At 41.0% G+C, this 18,107-nt stretch carries 15 protein-coding genes; 13 read left to right on the forward strand and 2 right to left on the reverse strand.

The genetic code is table 11. The annotated features are described in order from the left end of the window. Positions 1–82 precede the first annotated feature (82 nt). Positions 83–2,785, forward strand: coding sequence for a DNA gyrase subunit A (gyrA, locus tag AB4160_RS05925; RefSeq protein ID WP_102439818.1), 2,703 nt, complete (start codon positions 83–85; stop codon positions 2,783–2,785). Between the two features lie 80 nt (positions 2,786–2,865). Here the strand turns inward: gyrA and AB4160_RS05930 are convergent, their stop codons facing one another. Then, positions 2,866–4,011: a serine hydrolase gene (locus AB4160_RS05930; protein ID WP_102476835.1), complete on the reverse strand. Its 1,146-nt coding sequence runs from the start codon at positions 4,009–4,011 to the stop codon at positions 2,866–2,868. Positions 4,012–4,322: 311 nt separating this feature from the next. Between AB4160_RS05930 and serC the strand changes: the two genes are divergently transcribed. After that, positions 4,323–5,414 (forward strand): 3-phosphoserine/phosphohydroxythreonine transaminase, encoded by a 1,092-nt coding sequence (gene serC / locus AB4160_RS05935; protein ID WP_372003876.1) that lies wholly within the window; start codon positions 4,323–4,325, stop codon positions 5,412–5,414. 109 nt (positions 5,415–5,523) lie between these two features. Here the strand turns inward: serC and AB4160_RS05940 are convergent, their stop codons facing one another. Continuing rightward, the gene (locus tag AB4160_RS05940) at positions 5,524–6,714 is read right to left on the reverse strand and encodes an amino acid aminotransferase (RefSeq protein ID WP_372003878.1); all 1,191 of its coding nucleotides are present in this window, start codon (positions 6,712–6,714) and stop codon (positions 5,524–5,526) included. 423 nt (positions 6,715–7,137) lie between these two features. Between AB4160_RS05940 and aroA the strand changes: the two genes are divergently transcribed. The 11 genes from aroA (at position 7,138) to AB4160_RS05995 (ending at position 18,075) form a co-directional block, all read left to right on the forward strand. Further along, complete coding sequence (gene aroA / locus AB4160_RS05945; RefSeq protein ID WP_102439822.1) at positions 7,138–8,418, forward strand: 3-phosphoshikimate 1-carboxyvinyltransferase; 1,281 nt, start codon at positions 7,138–7,140, stop codon at positions 8,416–8,418. 176 nt (positions 8,419–8,594) lie between these two features. Then, positions 8,595–9,272 (forward strand): (d)CMP kinase, encoded by a 678-nt coding sequence (cmk, locus tag AB4160_RS05950; RefSeq protein ID WP_102439823.1) that lies wholly within the window; start codon positions 8,595–8,597, stop codon positions 9,270–9,272. 92 nt (positions 9,273–9,364) lie between these two features. Then, complete coding sequence (gene rpsA, locus AB4160_RS05955; protein ID WP_277869102.1) at positions 9,365–11,053, forward strand: 30S ribosomal protein S1; 1,689 nt, start codon at positions 9,365–9,367, stop codon at positions 11,051–11,053. 72 nt (positions 11,054–11,125) lie between these two features. Then, positions 11,126–11,413, forward strand: a complete 288-nt coding sequence (ihfB, locus tag AB4160_RS05960; protein WP_076536501.1) for an integration host factor subunit beta — start codon at positions 11,126–11,128, stop codon at positions 11,411–11,413. Positions 11,414–11,535: 122 nt separating this feature from the next. Further along, positions 11,536–11,835: a LapA family protein gene (locus AB4160_RS05965; RefSeq protein ID WP_102439825.1), complete on the forward strand. Its 300-nt coding sequence runs from the start codon at positions 11,536–11,538 to the stop codon at positions 11,833–11,835. Between the two features lies 1 nt (position 11,836). Further along, positions 11,837–12,997 (forward strand): lipopolysaccharide assembly protein LapB, encoded by a 1,161-nt coding sequence (gene lapB / locus AB4160_RS05970; RefSeq protein ID WP_102476829.1) that lies wholly within the window; start codon positions 11,837–11,839, stop codon positions 12,995–12,997. A gap of 27 nt (positions 12,998–13,024) precedes the next feature. After that, entirely contained in the window at positions 13,025–13,720 is a 696-nt protein-coding gene (gene pyrF, locus AB4160_RS05975; RefSeq protein ID WP_372003880.1) for an orotidine-5'-phosphate decarboxylase, read from the forward strand. An 86-nt stretch (positions 13,721–13,806) separates the two neighbouring features. Next, a complete protein-coding gene (locus tag AB4160_RS05980) occupies positions 13,807–14,610 on the forward strand; it encodes an SDR family oxidoreductase (RefSeq protein ID WP_102439828.1) in 804 nt (267 codons plus the stop codon). A 27-nt stretch (positions 14,611–14,637) separates the two neighbouring features. Continuing rightward, positions 14,638–15,189: a DUF2058 domain-containing protein gene (locus tag AB4160_RS05985; protein ID WP_102439829.1), complete on the forward strand. Its 552-nt coding sequence runs from the start codon at positions 14,638–14,640 to the stop codon at positions 15,187–15,189. Between the two features lie 112 nt (positions 15,190–15,301). After that, positions 15,302–16,102 carry a CLCA_X family protein gene (locus tag AB4160_RS05990; protein WP_372003882.1) on the forward strand — a complete coding sequence of 267 codons (801 nt, stop codon included), beginning with the start codon at positions 15,302–15,304 and terminating at the stop codon, positions 16,100–16,102. 215 nt (positions 16,103–16,317) lie between these two features. Beyond that, a complete protein-coding gene (locus tag AB4160_RS05995; protein ID WP_303412717.1) occupies positions 16,318–18,075 on the forward strand; it encodes an acyl-CoA dehydrogenase C-terminal domain-containing protein in 1,758 nt (585 codons plus the stop codon). Positions 18,076–18,107 lie beyond the last annotated feature (32 nt).

The following is an 18,107-nucleotide window of genomic DNA, read 5'->3' on the forward strand; positions in this document are numbered from 1 at the left end:
TTAGAATGCCAAATCACGTTTTTGAGCTACACAATAAAATGGAATAATTATTGTGCGCTAATTTTAGGGGAACGAGCAGTTTATGACTGATCTGGCATCATCAATTTCGCCAATTAACATCGAAGACGAACTAAAGAATTCATATTTAGATTATGCAATGAGTGTAATCGTAGGTCGTGCATTACCTGACGTTCGTGATGGGTTAAAACCTGTTCACCGTCGTGTGTTATTTGCCATGAACGAGTTGAAAAACGACTTCAATAAGCCTTATAAAAAATCAGCTCGTGTTGTTGGTGACGTAATTGGTAAATATCACCCACATGGTGACACGGCCGTGTACGATACGATTGTTCGTATGGCACAACCATTCTCAATGCGTTACACGCTCGTTGACGGCCAAGGTAACTTTGGTTCTGTTGATGGCGATTCAGCAGCGGCGATGCGTTATACCGAAATTCGTATGCGTAAGTTGGCACATTCTTTATTAGCTGACTTAGAAAAAGAAACCGTAGATTTTGTACCTAACTATGATGGTACTGAATTTATCCCAGCGGTTTTACCTACTCGTGTACCAACATTATTAATTAATGGTTCGTCTGGTATTGCGGTTGGTATGGCAACAAATATCCCGCCACATAACATTTCAGAAGTGATTAAAGGCTGTTTAGCATTAATTGAAGAACCTGAGTTATCTATTGAGCAATTAATGGATTACATCCCAGGTCCTGATTTCCCGACAGCAGCCAGCATTAATGGTCGTAAAGGGATCATTGACGCGTATAAGACCGGTCGTGGCCGTGCGATTATGCGCTCAAAAGCTGAAATTGAAGACAATAATGGCCGTGAGCGTATTATTGTTACTGAAATCCCATATCAGGTTAACAAAGCCCGCTTGATCGAAAAGATTGCTGAGCTTGTTAAAGATAAAAAGATTGAAGGTATTACTGGTCTACGTGATGAATCTGATAAAGACGGTATGCGCATCGTTATCGAGATCAAACGTGGCGAAGTCGGTGAAGTTGTTTTAAACAACTTATATGCGCAAACTCAAATGCAATGTTCTTTTGGTATTAACATGGTGGCATTGACCAATGGTCAGCCTAAACTGTTTAACCTGAAAGAAATGCTAGAGTGCTTCATTCTTCACCGTCGTGAAGTGGTGACGCGCCGTACTGTATTTGAATTACGTAAAGCCCGTGAACGTGCTCATATTCTTGAAGCATTGGCTATTGCATTAGCTAACATCGATCCAATCATTGCACTAATTAAAGAATCGCCAACCCCTGCGGAAGCGAAAGTAAAATTAGTGGCACAAGGTTGGGATCTTGGTAACGTTCAAGGCATGCTTGAAAAAGCCGGTGATGATGCTGCTCGACCTGAATGGTTAGAGCCAGAGTATGGTATCCGTGAAGGCAAGTACTTCCTGACTGAGCAACAAGCACAAGCTATTCTTGAGCTACGTTTACATCGCCTAACAGGTTTAGAGCACGAGAAGATTCTTTCAGAATACGAAGAGTTACTTGAGTTCATTGCAAGCTTATTATTCATTCTTCGTAGTCCTGAGCGCTTGATGGAAGTGATCAAAGAAGAATTAGAAGAAATGCTTGAGCAATACGGCGACCCACGTCGTACTGTTATTAACCAAAACGAAGTTGATATGAGTCTAGAAGACTTAATCAATGAAGAAGATGTAGTCGTAACACTTTCTCATATGGGTTACGCCAAGTACCAACCGTTAACTGACTATCAAGCTCAGCGCCGCGGTGGTAAAGGTAAAGCTGCTACTAAAGTAAAAGATGAAGATTTCGTCGAAAAACTATTAGTTGCCAATACCCATGATACGATTTTATGTTTCTCTGATTTTGGTAAAATGTATTGGTTGAAAGTTTATCAACTACCACTGGCAAGCCGTACCGCTCGTGGTCGCCCAATCATTAACTTATTACCATTGTCAGATGGTGAGCGTATTACTGCAATTCTACCTGTTCGTGAATATGCAGATGACAAATATATTGTTATGGCTACCGCTCACGGCACCGTGAAGAAAACCGCATTAACGGCTTACAGTAACCCACGTGCGAACGGTATTATTGCCGTTAACCTTAAAGACGACGATCAACTAATTGGTGTTGATATTACTGACGGTAGCAACGACATCATGTTGTTCTCAAACGAAGGTAAAGTGGTTCGCTTTAACGAAAAAGTACGTGATTCAGAAACCGGTGAAGTGAAGAAAGATCCTGAAACTGGTGAAGACATGATTGCGATTCGTCCAATGGGCCGTACAGCAACAGGTGTTCGTGGTATCAAACTTGAAGATGGTCAGAAAGTTGTTTCGATGATCATTCCGAAAGTAGAAGGTGATATTCTAACTGTCACTGAAAACGGTTATGGTAAACGTACTGATTTAGCTGAATATCCAGCTAAGAGCCGTGGCACTAAAGGTGTGGTTTCAATCAAAGTAAGTGAACGTAATGGTGCTGTAGTAGGCGCAGTTCAAGTTACTGAAACTGACGAAATTATGCTAATTAGTGATAAAGGCACCTTGGTTCGTACACCATCTGCTGGCGTGTCGTTGATTGGTCGTAACACCCAAGGCGTAACGATTATCCGCACTGCAGAAGATGAGAAAGTCGTTGGCTTGCAGCGTATCGAAGAAATTCAAATGGATGAATCTGAACTTGATGCTGAAGCAGAAGGTCAAACAGTAGAAGGCGAAGTAGTTGCAACTACTTCTGATGCTGAAAACCCTGCAACAGATACACCTGCACAAGATGACGAATAAGTTATTCTAGTGACAAAAAAGGATGCCAATTGGCATCCTTTTTTATTGCTTGTCATTTATAGATGATAATGACGTCCGAATTAGTTTTGCTGTTTAAATACATCATGCCAAAAAGCAGAACTCAATTTAGCAATAACTCTCGACTCACCATTCAATAGCATTACCATGCCGATATTCAGCTCGGGAGAATAGGAAATTTCAGCAACATAACCCGCTACCCAACCAGCGTGATAAATTAATGGCCGGCCTTCAAACTCATATACCCGCCATCCTTTGCCGTAATAAGCATTATCAAGGTAGGTACGCCAATCTCGGCGGCGAAGCTCCTTGGTTGTTTTAACGCCTGGCGTCGTCACATCATTAATCACAGCGCTTGAAAGTACAGCAGGTTTCTCGCCTAAGTTGGCGATTAACCACTTGGACATATCAGTAATGCTCGCATTGACGCCTGCCGCTGGAGCCAGTTCATAGTAGTTTGGTTTTACTGATACTTTTTTAAAGCCTGATTTAGTCTTAATGTGTGGCTCTGCGCGATTTTTTTCCGCCATAAATGCTGTATAGCCTGTTGAGGCGTTATTCATCTCTAGTGGCTTAAAGATGCGTTTTTCAATGTAGTTCTCGTAGCTTAGGCCACTTTTTTGCTCAATGGCAGATTCGATAAATGAAAAGGCTACATTCTGGTAGCTATAGCAAACGCCAGGCCTGCACATTGGGGTTATTTCTGAAAACTTATTTAGAATTTTATCCTTGCTTACATTGGCATTGACTAAGTTATCGTAGCTATTTGGCATTAAGCCTGTGCTTTGACCGATAATATGGCCTAGGTTAATTTTCTGACTGGCTTTAGGATCAGCTAATACAAAGCTTGGAAGATAAGCATTTATCGGTTGTTGCCAGTCAAGTTTATTTTCCTGGACTAACATACTGGCCAGAGTACCTGCAAAGGTTTTAGATACAGATGCAAGTCGAAACACCGTATTGGCATTTACATTTAAAGCGCTACCTTTGCTGCGTTTACCGTAATAACTGAGCTTTAGAATCTTGTCGCCTTCGACAATAACAAACGCACCGCCCGGGACTTTGTTCTTTTTAAGTTGCTGATGAAATTTTTGCTTAAATTTATCAGATACGCCGTTATAAATTGAAGCATGTGTTGGCTTACTGACAAGGACAGTGCTTATTGCTAAAGAAAGCGTGCCTACGATAAAAGCCGATTTTGAAAACATGTAAATATCCATGACCGCGTTACGGTATTTATTATTCTAGTTAACACTGACACAAGGCCAATCTCCAAAGAGACTATAACCTAATGCTTTAGTATGACTATTGTTGTGTAATTTTTCTCACTTTACTAGTGATAAATAGCACTTAGTTTTTAAAATAGCGTTGTCGTTTATTGTCATTAACTAGCAATAAAGCTCGACAGAATGAGCATTGATGATTAATTTTCATTTTAGCTGCCAAACAGTTGCGATATACTGCTGAGAATTCGATACATTATGAATGTGTTAACTAAAAACGATATAAGGACAATGCTGTGAGCGCTATTTATAATTTCTGTGCTGGACCTGCCATGTTACCTCAAGCTGTGATGCAAAAAGCGCAGCAAGAATTAATTAACTGGAATGGCTTGGGTGTGTCCGTAATGGAAATTAGTCATCGTAGTAAAGAGTTTATGGCGTTAACCCAACATGCCGAGAAAACCTTACGTACCTTGATGGATATTCCAAAAAACTATCACGTTTTGTTTATGCATGGCGGCGGACGAGGTCAATTTACCAATGTTGTTAATAATTTCTTAGGTGACAACGGTAAAGCCTTGTATTTAGTTAATGGCCAATGGTCAACGGCTGCGGTAAAAGAAGCGATAAAACTGGTTGGTGAAAACAACATTGATCAAGTCAATATCATTGAAAATATCGATGGTTTAAATCAGGTGGTGCTGCCTGACTTTAGCGCGCATAGTGACGATTATCGTTATTTGCACTTTTGCGCCAATGAAACCGTTGATGGCATCGAAATTTTTGATGAAATTGAGTGTCCTTGGCCAGTCGTGGTTGATTTGTCTTCAACCATTATGTCGCGAAAAATCGATGTCAGTAAGTATGGTTTGATTTACGCTGGCGCTCAAAAAAATATCGGCCCTTCAGGCTTGTCTATCGTGATTGTCAGAGATGATATGTTGCAGCTACCCAGTTTGCCGCAGTCATCGATTATGGATTACCGTATCGCACAAGCCAATGACTCGATGTTCAATACGCCACCCACGTTCGCCTGGTACTTAGCTGCCGAAGTGTTTGACTGGTTAACATCAGTAGGCGGCGTAGCTGCAATGGAAGCATTAAATCAGCAAAAAGCGCAAATGATGTATGACTGTATTGATAACAACCCGTTTTATACCAACGGTGTTTGTAAGCAAAACCGTTCACGGATGAATGTGACATTCCAATTAAGCGATAGTAGCTTAGATAGTGAGTTTTTAGCCCAAGCTGAGCAAGCAGGCTTGGTCGCCTTAAAAGGTCATAGAGTAGTAGGCGGCATGCGTGCCAGTATTTACAATGCTATGCCGTTAGCGGGTGTGCAGGCGCTGGTTGACTTTATGCAAGCTTTTGCTAAGCAGCATAGCTAAAGCGATACCAAGTTACATTGTTGAGCTTTAGTTCTACAGAATAAAAAGCGAATAATGAGCAGTCATTATTCGCTTTTTTAAACGCAATTATTGGCTTACAACCAGATAGTTAAAGAATTATTGCGATTGATTTTGCAAGGTAATCAACATTTGTTTCGCTTATACCCGCAATACTCATACGGCTTGAGCCGACCATATAAATGCTATGTTCTTTTTTAAGGGTTTCAACTTGCTCAGCATTAATCCCTAAGAAAGAGAACATGCCTTTTTGGTTAGCAATAAAGCTGAAATCTTGTTTAACCCCTTGTTCTATTAATTTGTTGACCAACATTTGTCGATTGCCATTAATGCGGTTGCGCATAACGGTTAACTCATCTAACCATTGCTGCTTTAATTGTGCGTCACCTAAAATGGTTTCAACAAGGGCAGCGCCATGAGCTGGCGGCATTGAGTAAATACAACGCACTACATACAAGAGTACAGAAAAAGCAATATTCGCCTTAGTGCTATCTTTAGCCATAATGCTACAAGCACCAATTCGTTCACGGTATAAACCAAAGTTTTTAGAACATGAACTACATAAGATCATTTCTTCAACTTGAGCGGCCATTTGACGAACGCCGTAAGCATCTTCATCAACGCCATCACCAAACCCTTGATATGCCATATCAATTAATGGGGTAAAACCTTGCTTAGCGGTAATGCTGATGACTTCATCCCACTGGGCATTGGTTAAATCCATGCCGCTTGGGTTATGACAACATGCATGTAGTAGTACCACATCGTTACTACCGATCTTATTTAATGCCGCTTTCATTTCATCAAATTTTAGAGTTTTCGCATCGTAATCATAATATGGGTAAGTTTTTACAGTGATGCCAGCGGCTTCAAATAAGCCAGTATGGTTAACCCAGGTTGGATCGCTCACCCATAACACGGCATTAGGATTACAGCTTTTAATAAATTCAGCAGCAACGCGCAGGGCACCTGTGCCACCAGGCGTTGATACCGTTCGGATACGGTCAGCAATTAATGCACTGTGAGCTTCGCCAAATGCTAGTTCTGTCATCAAAGTATTAAACTGAGGAGAACCAGTAGGGCCAATATAAACCTTAGTCGTTTCAGACTCAGTGCGCAGTCGCTCTGCTGTCTTTACACAATCAAGAATAGGCGTATTGCCGATTGGGTCTTTGTAAACACCAACCCCGAGGTCAATCTTCTGTGGGTGAGTGTCTTGGCGGTACTGAGTAAGTAAACCAAGAATGGGATCTGCAGGCATTGCAGTTAACGCGTTAAACATGGCCATTGACCTTATAGTATTAAAAATAAAAGTAGGGTTTTGTTTAGCATAACGTGGTTTAAATACTGATTGAAATGGCTATTTCTAGAAACTACCTAAAATAAAGATTTTACTTAGTTTAAAGTTTACACTTTTACCAAAAAAGTCATTTATTTGCTTAATGAAGTTGGCTGTTTGGGTCATATAAATGGCCGAGTTGCGCTTTTTTTACGCAAATAATTCAAGTTCAGCGTAAAACTGTCATTTAATTTCAGTTATCCCTTGAATCATTGGCTGCAATCAGTAAATTTGTATTCAAGAATAATTTATTAAGTTTATACCATCTAATTCGTATAGATAAATTGACAAAGACGTCATTTTCTCTTTAGCCCATACACATTTATTCTTCCGTAGCAGGGAGAAGACATTTAAGAAGAACTTGTAATGAAACAATTGCGTCTTGATCCGATCCAAAAAGTAAATGGCGTTGTCAATATTCCTGGCTCTAAGAGTATTTCGAATAGAGCGCTGTTATTAGCAACCTTAGCCGAAGGCAGAACCACGCTAACAAATCTGCTTGATTCAGATGATATTCGCTATATGTTGGCATCATTAAAGCAATTAGGCGTTGATTACCAATTATCTGAAAATAACACCGTATGTGAGCTACAAGGCTTAGGTAAGCCTATTACGGCAGAACAAGCGCAAAGCTTATTTTTAGGTAATGCGGGGACAGCAATGCGGCCTTTATGCGCGGCATTAACACTGGGCAGTGGCGAGTTCACCTTAACGGGCGAACCTCGTATGGAAGAGCGTCCTATTGGCGATCTTGTTGATGCACTACGTCAACTCGGTGCTGAAGTGAGCTATCTTAAAAATGATGGTTTTCCACCGCTGACGATTAATGCCAATGGTTTAAATGGCGGTGATGTTGAGATAGCGGGGGATTTATCCAGTCAGTTCCTCACAGCTTTGTTAATGGTAGCACCATTAACCAAAGACACGGTTAATATCACCATTAAAGGTGAGTTAGTGTCTAAACCATATATTGATATCACTATCGCACTAATGGCCCGTTTTGGTGTTGAAGTGATCAATCATGACTACCGCCGTTTTGAAATACCTACAGGTCAGAAATATGTTTCCCCAGGTAAAGTGCTAGTTGAAGGCGATGCATCCTCTGCTTCATACTTTCTTGCTGCTGGCGCAATTCAAGGCGGTGAAGTCAAAGTGACCGGTGTCGGTAAACTCAGTATTCAAGGCGATGTTAAATTTGCTGATGTACTCGAAAAAATGGGCGCAGACATCGAGTGGGGCGACGATTTTATTATCGCGCGCCAAGCAAAATTAACCGCGGTTGATTTAGACATGAATCACATTCCAGATGCGGCAATGACCATTGCAACTGCGGCATTATTTGCCGAAGGCACCACACGTATCACAAACATTTACAACTGGCGCATTAAAGAAACCGATCGTCTTGCAGCAATGGCCACTGAATTACGTAAAGTCGGTGCAACCGTTGACGAGGGTCATGACTATATTACCGTTACGCCACCAGCTGTTTTAAATACAGCAGCAATTGACACTTACAACGATCACCGAATGGCGATGTGTTTTTCAATGCTGGCTTTTGCTGATTGCGGTATTACCATTAATGATCCAGATTGCACCTCTAAAACCTTCCCAGCCTATTTTACTGAATTTGCACGTATCGGTGAGTAAAGCGCTTGGTTTAAGTCTTAAATATGACGGCAGTCAATATACTGCCGTCATTTGATCTTGGATTGAATATCGTAAATTTTCTCCAGTATTTTGCTGTAAATTGTTGTACAATGCCGCCCGCTCATTTTGATGAACCTTTTTATATTCATGGAAGATTGTTTTTTTCGGAGGAATTTATGTCTGAACGTGCTCCAGTAGTCACAATCGACGGACCAAGCGGTGCAGGAAAAGGGACCATATGCCAACTCGTCGCTGAGCGACTTGAATGGCACTTACTAGATAGCGGCGCTATCTATCGTGTTTTAGCCCTTGCAGCCATTCATCACGATGTTGAATTAGAAAATGAAGAGGCGATCACCTTACTTGCTTCTCATTTAGACGTGCAGTTCTTAGCGGGCAGTGACCTTGTAAAAGTCATTTTAGAAGGTGAAGACGTTTCAACCAGTATTCGTACTCAAGAATGTGGTAATGCAGCATCTAAAATCGCTGCTTTACCTCGCGTAAGAGAAGCATTACTGAGACGACAACGCGCTTTTTGTACTGAACCGGGTTTAGTCGCCGATGGGCGTGACATGGGAACAGTGGTTTTTCCTAACGCACCCGCAAAAATATTCCTAACTGCATCCGCAGAGGAAAGGGCGCAGCGACGCTATAAACAGTTGCAGGACAAAGGCTTCGATGTTAATATCGATCGCCTTTTATCTGAAATCATTGAGCGTGATGAGCGCGATATTAATCGCTCTGTCTCACCTTTAGTGCCTGCAGATGACGCGCTAGTTATTGATACTAGTGGCATAGGTATTAATGAAGTGCTTGAGCTTGTGCTTGAACACATCAATAAAAACTTAAGGTAATTTCTTAATTCTGAGAATTTATCAAACAACATTTATATCACGGAAGATGTAAATCAATTAATTGACTCCACATCTAGGATGGATGGTGGTTTATAAAAGAAAGTAATCATAAAATGACTGAATCTTTTGCTGATCTATTTGAACAATCCCTAAATGAACTTGAGTTCCGTCCTGGTTCTATCGTACGTGGCGTAGTAGTACGCATCGAAAACGGTACTGTACTTGTTGACGCTGGTCTTAAGTCTGAAAGCCCTATCTCTGCTGACGAATTCAAAAACGCTCAAGGTGTTTTAGAAATCGCTGTTGGCGATGAAGTTGATGTTGCACTTGACTCTGTTGAAGACGGTTTCGGTGAAACTCAATTATCTCGTGAAAAAGCTAAGCGTCACGAAGCTTGGATTGTTCTAGAAAAAGCGTATGAAGATGCTGAAACTGTAATCGGTATCATCAATGGTAAAGTTAAAGGTGGTTTCACTGTTGAATTAAACGGTATCCGTGCCTTCTTACCAGGTTCTCTAGTAGACGTTCGCCCAGTTCGCGATACTGCTCACCTAGAGTACAAAGAATTAGAATTCAAAGTTATCAAACTTGACCAGAAGCGTAACAACGTTGTTGTTTCACGTCGTGCTGTTATCGAATCAGAAAGCAGTGCCGAGCGTGATGCTCTTCTTGAGAACCTTCAAGAAGGTCAAGCAGTTAAAGGTATCGTTAAGAACCTTACTGACTACGGTGCATTCGTAGACTTAGGTGGCGTTGACGGTCTTCTACATATCACTGATATGGCTTGGAAGCGCGTTAAGCACCCATCTGAAATCGTTAATGTTGGTGACGAAATCAACGTTAAAGTTCTTAAGTATGACCGTGAGCGTACACGCGTATCACTAGGTCTTAAGCAACTTGGCGAAGATCCATGGTTAGAAATCAGCAAGCGCTACCCAGAAAGCACACGCTTAACTGGTCGCGTAACTAACCTAACTGACTACGGTTGTTTCGTTGAAATCGAAGAAGGCGTTGAAGGTCTTGTTCACGTTTCTGAAATGGATTGGACTAATAAGAACATTCACCCATCTAAAGTTGTTAACTTAGGTGATGAAGTTGAAGTTCTAGTATTAGACATCGATGAAGAACGTCGTCGTATTTCTCTAGGTCTTAAGCAATGTAAGACTAATCCATGGGATGATTTCGCTACTCGTTTCAACAAGGGCGATAAAGTTTCTGGTAAGATCAAGTCTATCACTGACTTCGGTATCTTCATTGGTCTTGACGGTGGCATCGATGGTCTTGTTCACCTTTCTGACATTTCTTGGAACGGAACTGGCGAAGACGCTGTTTCTGAGTACAAGAAAGGCGACGAAATCCATGCAGTAGTACTTTCAGTTGACCCTGAGCGCGAGCGTATCAGCTTAGGCGTTAAGCAAACTGAAGACGATCCTTTCAATGCCTACTTGGCAGATAAGAAGAAAGGTACTATTGTAAATGGTGTAGTTACTGCTGTTGACGCTAAAGGCGTTACAATTGAACTAGCTGAAACTGTTGAAGGTTACCTTCGCGTTGCAGATATCTCTCGCGAGCGTATCGAAGACGCATCTACAGTATTCGCTGTAGGTGACAAAGTTGAATCTAAGTTCATGGGCGTAGATCGCAAGAATCGTTCTATCAGCTTATCTATCAAAGCGAAAGATGAAGCAGATGAGAAAGAAGCTATGGCAACTATTAACAAGCAAGAAGATGCTGTTATTAGTAATGCAATGGCTGAAGCGTTCAAGGCAGCTCGTAAGTAATATATCGCCTGTTGTTTGGGGAGTTCGCTCCCCATTAGGCGACTGTTTTGGCTTGATTATAGAGGGTAAAGGATGACTAAATCCGAACTGATCGAAAAGCTTGCCACTGGGCAGTCGCAGTTGTCGGCTAAAGAAGTGGAAAGTGCTATTAAAGAAATGTTGGAGCAAATGGCAACAACATTAGAAGGCGGGGATCGTATTGAAATCCGTGGCTTTGGTAGTTTTTCTCTTCATTATCGTGCACCACGTGTTGGTCGTAATCCAAAAACTGGAACCTCAGTTGACTTGGAAGGCAAATATGTACCGCACTTTAAGCCAGGCAAAGAACTGCGTGAACGTGTCGATGCGGTTAATGTTTAATTAACGCTTGATTAAAAAGCCTCCTTTTGGAGGCTTTTTTGTATCTATTGCACTGCAAAGCTGGTTACTTTAGCAAATATCTTGGATAATCAATTATATTGCGACGTTGAATGGAGACTCACGTGAAATCATTTATTGCCATTGTTATTGTTGGTTTATTCTTTGTCCTAGCTTTACTTTTTGGTGCTAAGAATGAACAAATTGTCACTGTAAGTTATTTTATTGCAGAAGGTCAGTATCGTTTACCCGTCGTACTCGCTGTTGTTTTTTTCAGTGGTTTTGTCATAAGCTGGTTATTTGCTGCTTATTATATTTTAAAATTCAAAATCATATTAAGAAAAAACAAAAAGCAAATTGCCCAATTAACAGAGCAACTGTTAGAACAACAATCTCAACCAATGTCACAGGATACTGTAGCGTAATATGCTTGAAATCCTCTTTCTGTTATTACCTATCGCGGCCGGCTATGGCTGGTATATGGGTCGAAGAAGTATAAGACAGAATCAAAAACAACAAAGTAAAAAACTAAGCCGTGATTATTTTACAGGGCTTAATTTTTTGTTGTCTAATGAATCAGATAAAGCGGTTGATTTGTTCATTACCATGCTAGATGTTGACGATGAAACCATAGATACCCATTTATCTTTAGGTTCATTATTTAGAAAGCGCGGTGAAGTAGACCGCTCCATTAGAATACATCAAAACCTCATCGCTAGACCAAGCCTGACCACAGAGCAACGCGATATTGCCATGATGGAGTTAGGTAAAGACTATTTAGCCGCTGGCTTTTACGATAGAGCTGAAGAAATCTTTATTAATCTTGTTAGTCAAGATGATCACAGCGAAGAAGCTGAAACTGCATTAATATCAATTTATCAAGTCACTAAAGAATGGCAAAACGCCATTAATATTACTAAACGCCTAAGTCGCAAACGCCAGCAAGTTTTAAAACATGTAACCGCTCATTTTTATTGTCAACTCGCTGATGAAGAATCTGGAAACGCTGAAAAAATCAAATATCTCCAACAAGCCATTAAATTAGATGATAAATGTGGCCGTGCCTGGTTAACGCTAGCGAAGATATATCTTGATGCTAACCAAGTAAGCCTATGTAAAAAAAGCTTAGTCGAGTTAAAACTTGCCGATATAGAGTTATTTGCTGATGCCATTGGTATTGCTAAGCAAGTCTACCGCGACAGTAACGATCTTGAAGGTTACCAAACCTTGCTTCAGCAAGCTTTACAAGAAGGCGCTAGCGCGTCAGTAATTATTGCGTTAGCTCAGCATAAAATTCAGCAAGGCTTTAGTGAAAATGCCGAAAAAATGGTGCTCGATCATTTGTATCGACATCCAACAATGAAAGGTTTCCAACATTTAATGCAATTGCATATCAAGCAAGCTGAAGATGGCCAAGCGAAACAAAGTCTTTCAATGCTTGAAAAGTTAGTAGAACAACAAATTAAATTTCGTCCTAGTTATCGTTGTAGCTCATGCGGTTTCCCTGCACACAGCCTTTACTGGCATTGTCCATCATGTAAAGAGTGGGGAAGTATAAAACGCGTAAAAGGGCTAGATGGCGAATAACTGATTTTTTATATTACTGGAGTGAACATGGCAGATAAACCGATTGTAGTGGCCTTAGATTATGACAATAAAAATGAGGCGCTTGCTTTAATCGATAAACTTGATCCTACTATGTGTCGTTTAAAAGTAGGCAAAGAGATGTTTACTTTATTCGGCCCACAACTGGTTAAAGATATCCATGACCGTGATTTTGATTTATTTCTGGATTTAAAATTCCATGATATCCCTAACACTGTGGCTAAAGCGGTATCAGCAGCTGCCGATCTCGGTGTTTGGATGACCAATGTCCATGCAAGCGGCGGTTTAGCCATGATGCAAGCTGCTAAAACGGCATTAGGGAATTATGGTAAAGATGCGCCATTATTAATCGCCGTGACAGTGCTGACTTCTATGAGTGATGAAGACCTCGCGCTATTAGGGATCAATGTGCCAGCTTCAGAACATGTTAAACGCCTAGCAGCGTTAACACAGCAAGCAGGCCTAGATGGTGTAGTGTGCTCAGCTCAAGAAGCAACTATGCTAAAACAAACATTTGGGGCTCAGTTTAATTTAGTCACTCCCGGCATTCGCCCCGTTGGCGCTGATGTTGGTGATCAGCACCGTGTTATGACGCCACCAAAAGCAATTGCGGCTGGTTCAGATTATTTAGTAATCGGTAGACCCATTACTAAAGCGACAGATCCATTAGCGTCGTTACAGGCAATCGTTAACTCGCTTAAATAGCAGTTAATAGCGAACATTTTCGCCAGCACTAGCCTATAGCAGCGCAACTTTTAAACTGATTAATAACACACATGCAGGAGCATAAAATGTTTAATTATCAAGGAAAGAATGTCGTTGTTGTAGGTGGCACCAGTGGTATCAATTTAGGTATAGCGTGTGCTTTTGCTAAAGTGGGGGCCAATGTGGCTGTTGCCAGTCGTAACATGGATAAAGTCAATACTGCGCTAGCTTTACTGCAGCAAACCAATCCCAAAGGTAAGCATATTGGGGTCAGTTTTGATGTCAGAGATTCAGACGCAGTTGCATCTGGTTTCAATAGCATCGCTGATCAATATAACACTATTGATATACTCATCAGCGGCGCTGCGGGTAATTTCCCTTCAAGGGCAAAAGATCTCTCCGTTAATGGTTTTAAATCAGTGATGGATATTGATTTATTAGGTAGCTTTCAAGTCATTAAGCAAGCTTACCCTTTGTTGACTAAAGGCAATGCGAGCGTGATACAAATCTCTGCACCTCAGGCTTACGTGCCAATGGCTTTGCAAGTGCACGTATGCGCTGCTAAAGCCGGCGTTGATATGTTAACTCGCACTTTAGCAATGGAGTGGGGCGTTGAAGGGATACGGGTAAACTCGATTGTACCTGGCCCAATCGAAGAGACAGAAGGTTTTGATCGCTTAGCGCCCAGTAAAGCTTTAAAATCAATGATAGCAGACAGTGTGCCATTAAAGCGCAATGGTCAAAAACAAGATATTGCCAATGCAGCGTTATTTTTAGCTTCTGACATGGCCAGCTACATCACAGGCACCATTTTGCCCGTCGATGGCGGTTGGTCTTTAGGTGGCGCAGGCGCTGCAATGGATGCATTAGCAAAACATTTACCACAGTAATATGAACAATTTATATAGGTGATTTAAATGGCAAACGCATTACAAGAGCAGCTGCTAAAAGCAGGACTTGCCAGTAAGCAAAAAGCGCGCGATGTGAAAACACAAAAGCGTAAACAAAAGAAAGCGAAAATTGATGATGGCAGTGCAGCGTTAAAGCAACAAATTGCCCAGCAAAAACTTGAACAAGCAGCGAAGGACAAAGCCTTAAACGAGCAGCGCTTTGCTGAAGCGTCAGAAAAAGGTCAGGTACGTGGTTTAATCACTGAATTTACTAAGTTTGCGATTAAAGCACCTGCAGGCGGCGAGATAAAATTTAACTTTACAGTTGAGAATAAAATTTTATCTGTTTATGTGGATGAAAAACTACAAGGCCAATTACAAACGGGTGTTGTTGGTATCGTGCGTTTTGAAGACAAAAGTTATATTGTGCCCCATAAACTTGCTGAACGAGTTAACTTGTTGGTACCTGAGTGGTGTGGGTATTTATGGCAAGAATCTGCTGATAATCAAGTTGAACAGGCCAGTGAAGAAAACGATCCTTATGCTGATTACGCTATTCCTGATGATTTAATGTGGTAAGGTTTTTTAACCCAAGCTAATGCTTGGGATAAAACAGAAATAAATGCCTCATGAAGAGGCATTTTTTATTGCAGATATTTACATAGCTGTAGAATAAATTTTGAGGTGATGTTTGTTAAAAACAGCCCGCTATTTTCGAAATGGAGCCGATTACCGCTCTGGTGAACAAGCTAATTTTATTGATATCAAACAGTGTTTTGGCCTCAATCATATCAGTGTGGGTAAATGGGTAACCAAAGAAGAATCTGATCTTGCCGCTAATTTAGTATTTGATTCAATGGCAGATTTATCGCAAATACTGCAAGTACCCACAGAGCTTATTGGCCTTCGTAAAACGCTAAATTTGTTATTCGGTCGTGGTGGTCAAAAAGGTGTGCAGGCCCATTATTCTCCGCTAACTCGCGAGTTAGCTCTTGCTAAAAATGCGGGCGCGGGGGCTTTAGCCCATGAGTTTTGGCATGCATTTGATCATTATATTGTCGATAAGGCTTTTGATGTATCACCCCGGTTTTCATTTAAAAAATATCAATGCGCCAGTGACTTGTGGCTAAATGATTCACCATTAAAGTCTCATAAGCTTAATGACAATTTATCTGCTTTGTTTAAAGTGGTGTTGTTGTCTGATGATGGCGAACAGCCCAGTGAGTATGTCACTAATGCAATCAAACTTGATAAGCAGCAAGGCTATTATTATTTTTCTAAGCCCACAGAACTGATGGCACGGGCATTTGAATCGGCGATTGAAGCTTGTAGTGATATACAAAACAATTACTTAGTCTCTGGTACATTAAAAAAGGATTTGGCGACACAATTGATGTATCCAGCAGCGCAGCACAGATCGCAAATATTCTCAGCGATGATCGATTATTTTGCTTTATTAGGCGCAGCCTTTGAGCGCAAGCTTAATAATTAAATCGCTTATTTGTAAGATCCAAATCTTTGCCTATAAATTGTACTCTTTGTAGGCGTTCTTTATACTAAGTTACTTATTTATCAGTATTTAATATGCTTTTATGTTTGTTCTATCACTAGAAATTAATCAATAACAATACTAGATTCATCTTGTATTTAGTGCGGTTTTTGTATAAATTGAAACAACTGTTTTAATTATCTGTTTAAGAGCATTCTATGAACCCTTACCAAGCCCCTTTAAAGGACATGCAGTTTTTGTTAGAAAACGTATTCGATGCGACGAATACTTGGCAGTCGATGCCAAATATCGCTGAGATGGTTGATATGGACACTGCTGTTGCTATTTTAGATGAAGCAAGCAAGATTAGTCGTGATTTGATTCATCCTATAAATAGAAGTGGTGATGAGCAAGGGGTTAGGCACCAAGATGATAAGGTCATCACACCAGATGGCTTTAAAGAAGTTTACCAGCAGTTTTCAGAAGGCGGTTGGGTAGGTTTATGTGGCGAACCTGATTTTGGTGGCATGGGAATGCCAAAAATGTTAGGTGTTTTGGTTGATGAAATGAATTACAGCGCATGTAACTCATTTACCCTGTATAGCTCATTAACTGCTGGTGCTGCGCTGTGTATTAATGCACACGCGACAGATGAATTAAAAGCTAAATATTTACCTAACTTGTATTCAGGTCAGTGGTCTGGTGCCATGGACATGACAGAGCCGCAAGCAGGTTCTGATTTACGCAATATTCGCACCAAAGCCGAACCACAAGATGATGGTAGTTACTCGATTACTGGTAGCAAAATTTTCATCACAGGTGGTGACCATGATCTTACTGAAAACGTTATCCACTTAGTGTTAGCGAAACTTCCTAACTCTAAAGGTATTTCATTATTTCTAGTACCAAAAATCACGGTTAACGATGATGGTAGCTTAGGTGGGGCTAATGGTGTGACGGTCGGCTCTATTGAACACAAAATGGGCTTAAAAGCATCAGCGACGTGTGTAATGAACTATGATGGTGCCAAAGGCTTCCTCGTTGGACGTCCTGATCGCGGCCTGGTTTGCATGTTTACCATGATGAATTACGAACGTTTAGCTATTGGTATCCAAGGCCTTGGTAGTGCTCAAGGCGCTTATCAGATGGCTGCTGATTATGCTAAAGAACGTGTGCAAGGTATTGCAGCAGGTGGTTCGCCAACAGGCAGTGCGGCTGACCCCATTATTGTTCATGGCGATGTGCGCCGCATGTTATTAACCATCAAGTCGGTTACCGATGCTGGCCGTGCGTTATCAGTATTTACCGGTAAACAATTGGATTTAGCAAAGCATGCTGAAGGTGATGTTCAGGCAAAAGCAGCCAAGTATGTGGGCTTACTGACACCGGTTTCAAAAGCGTTTCTAACTGACCGCGGATTAGACGCCACTATCATGGCGCAACAAGTATTTGGTGGGCATGGTTATATTCGTGAAACTGGTATTGAACAGTTTGTGCGTGATACCCGTATTGCACAAATTTATGAAGGTACGAACGGTATCCAAGCAATTGATTTCTTAGGCCGTAAAGTCACTGGTGATAACCTTGCTACTTTGAATGCGTTTGTGGCAGATATCAATGCTGATTTAGCGGGCTTTGAGCATGTTTCTGAAGCTGACAGAAAAGCTATCAGTTCACGCTTTGATAATTTGCTGACATTAGCAAACTACATCAATGACAACAAGCTTACTCAAGCAGCATTAATCAACGCCAGTGCGGTAGATTTCTTAGATGCCTTTGGTTATATCCTATATGGCTATTACTCATTACTCATGGCAGAGCGTGCAGTTGGTCATGATGACAGCAGCTTTAGTGAGCAAAAGCGTTATGTGGCTAAATTCTATATGGATAAAATTTTGCCAAAAGCAGATTTTCATATTGCTCAAGTCAGTCAAGGTGATGATGCAATAATGGCTATGCCAGCAGAGTTATTTTAAACACCAATTGGTTCAATTTTCTGCTTGAGAAA

The organism is Shewanella sp. 10N.286.51.B8 (assembly GCF_041469325.1).
Classification (GTDB): domain Bacteria; phylum Pseudomonadota; class Gammaproteobacteria; order Enterobacterales; family Shewanellaceae; genus Shewanella.

Excerpts from the sequence above, each read along its gene's own strand:
- AB4160_RS05995 (WP_303412717.1), top strand. The coding sequence starts at position 16,318 with ATGAACCCTTACCAAGCCCCTTTAAAGGACATGCAGTTTTTGTTAGAA.
- ihfB (WP_076536501.1), top strand. The coding sequence starts at position 11,126 with ATGACTAAATCCGAACTGATCGAAAAGCTTGCCACTGGGCAGTCGCAG.
- cmk (WP_102439823.1), top strand. The coding sequence starts at position 8,595 with ATGTCTGAACGTGCTCCAGTAGTCACAATCGACGGACCAAGCGGTGCA.
- aroA (WP_102439822.1), top strand. The coding sequence starts at position 7,138 with ATGAAACAATTGCGTCTTGATCCGATCCAAAAAGTAAATGGCGTTGTC.
- AB4160_RS05930 (WP_102476835.1), bottom strand. The coding sequence starts at position 4,011 with ATGTTTTCAAAATCGGCTTTTATCGTAGGCACGCTTTCTTTAGCAATA.
- AB4160_RS05940 (WP_372003878.1), bottom strand. The coding sequence starts at position 6,714 with ATGTTTAACGCGTTAACTGCAATGCCTGCAGATCCCATTCTTGGTTTA.
- AB4160_RS05985 (WP_102439829.1), top strand. The coding sequence starts at position 14,638 with ATGGCAAACGCATTACAAGAGCAGCTGCTAAAAGCAGGACTTGCCAGT.
- gyrA (WP_102439818.1), top strand. The coding sequence starts at position 83 with ATGACTGATCTGGCATCATCAATTTCGCCAATTAACATCGAAGACGAA.
- pyrF (WP_372003880.1), top strand. The coding sequence starts at position 13,025 with ATGGCAGATAAACCGATTGTAGTGGCCTTAGATTATGACAATAAAAAT.
- AB4160_RS05980 (WP_102439828.1), top strand. The coding sequence starts at position 13,807 with ATGTTTAATTATCAAGGAAAGAATGTCGTTGTTGTAGGTGGCACCAGT.
- lapB (WP_102476829.1), top strand. The coding sequence starts at position 11,837 with ATGCTTGAAATCCTCTTTCTGTTATTACCTATCGCGGCCGGCTATGGC.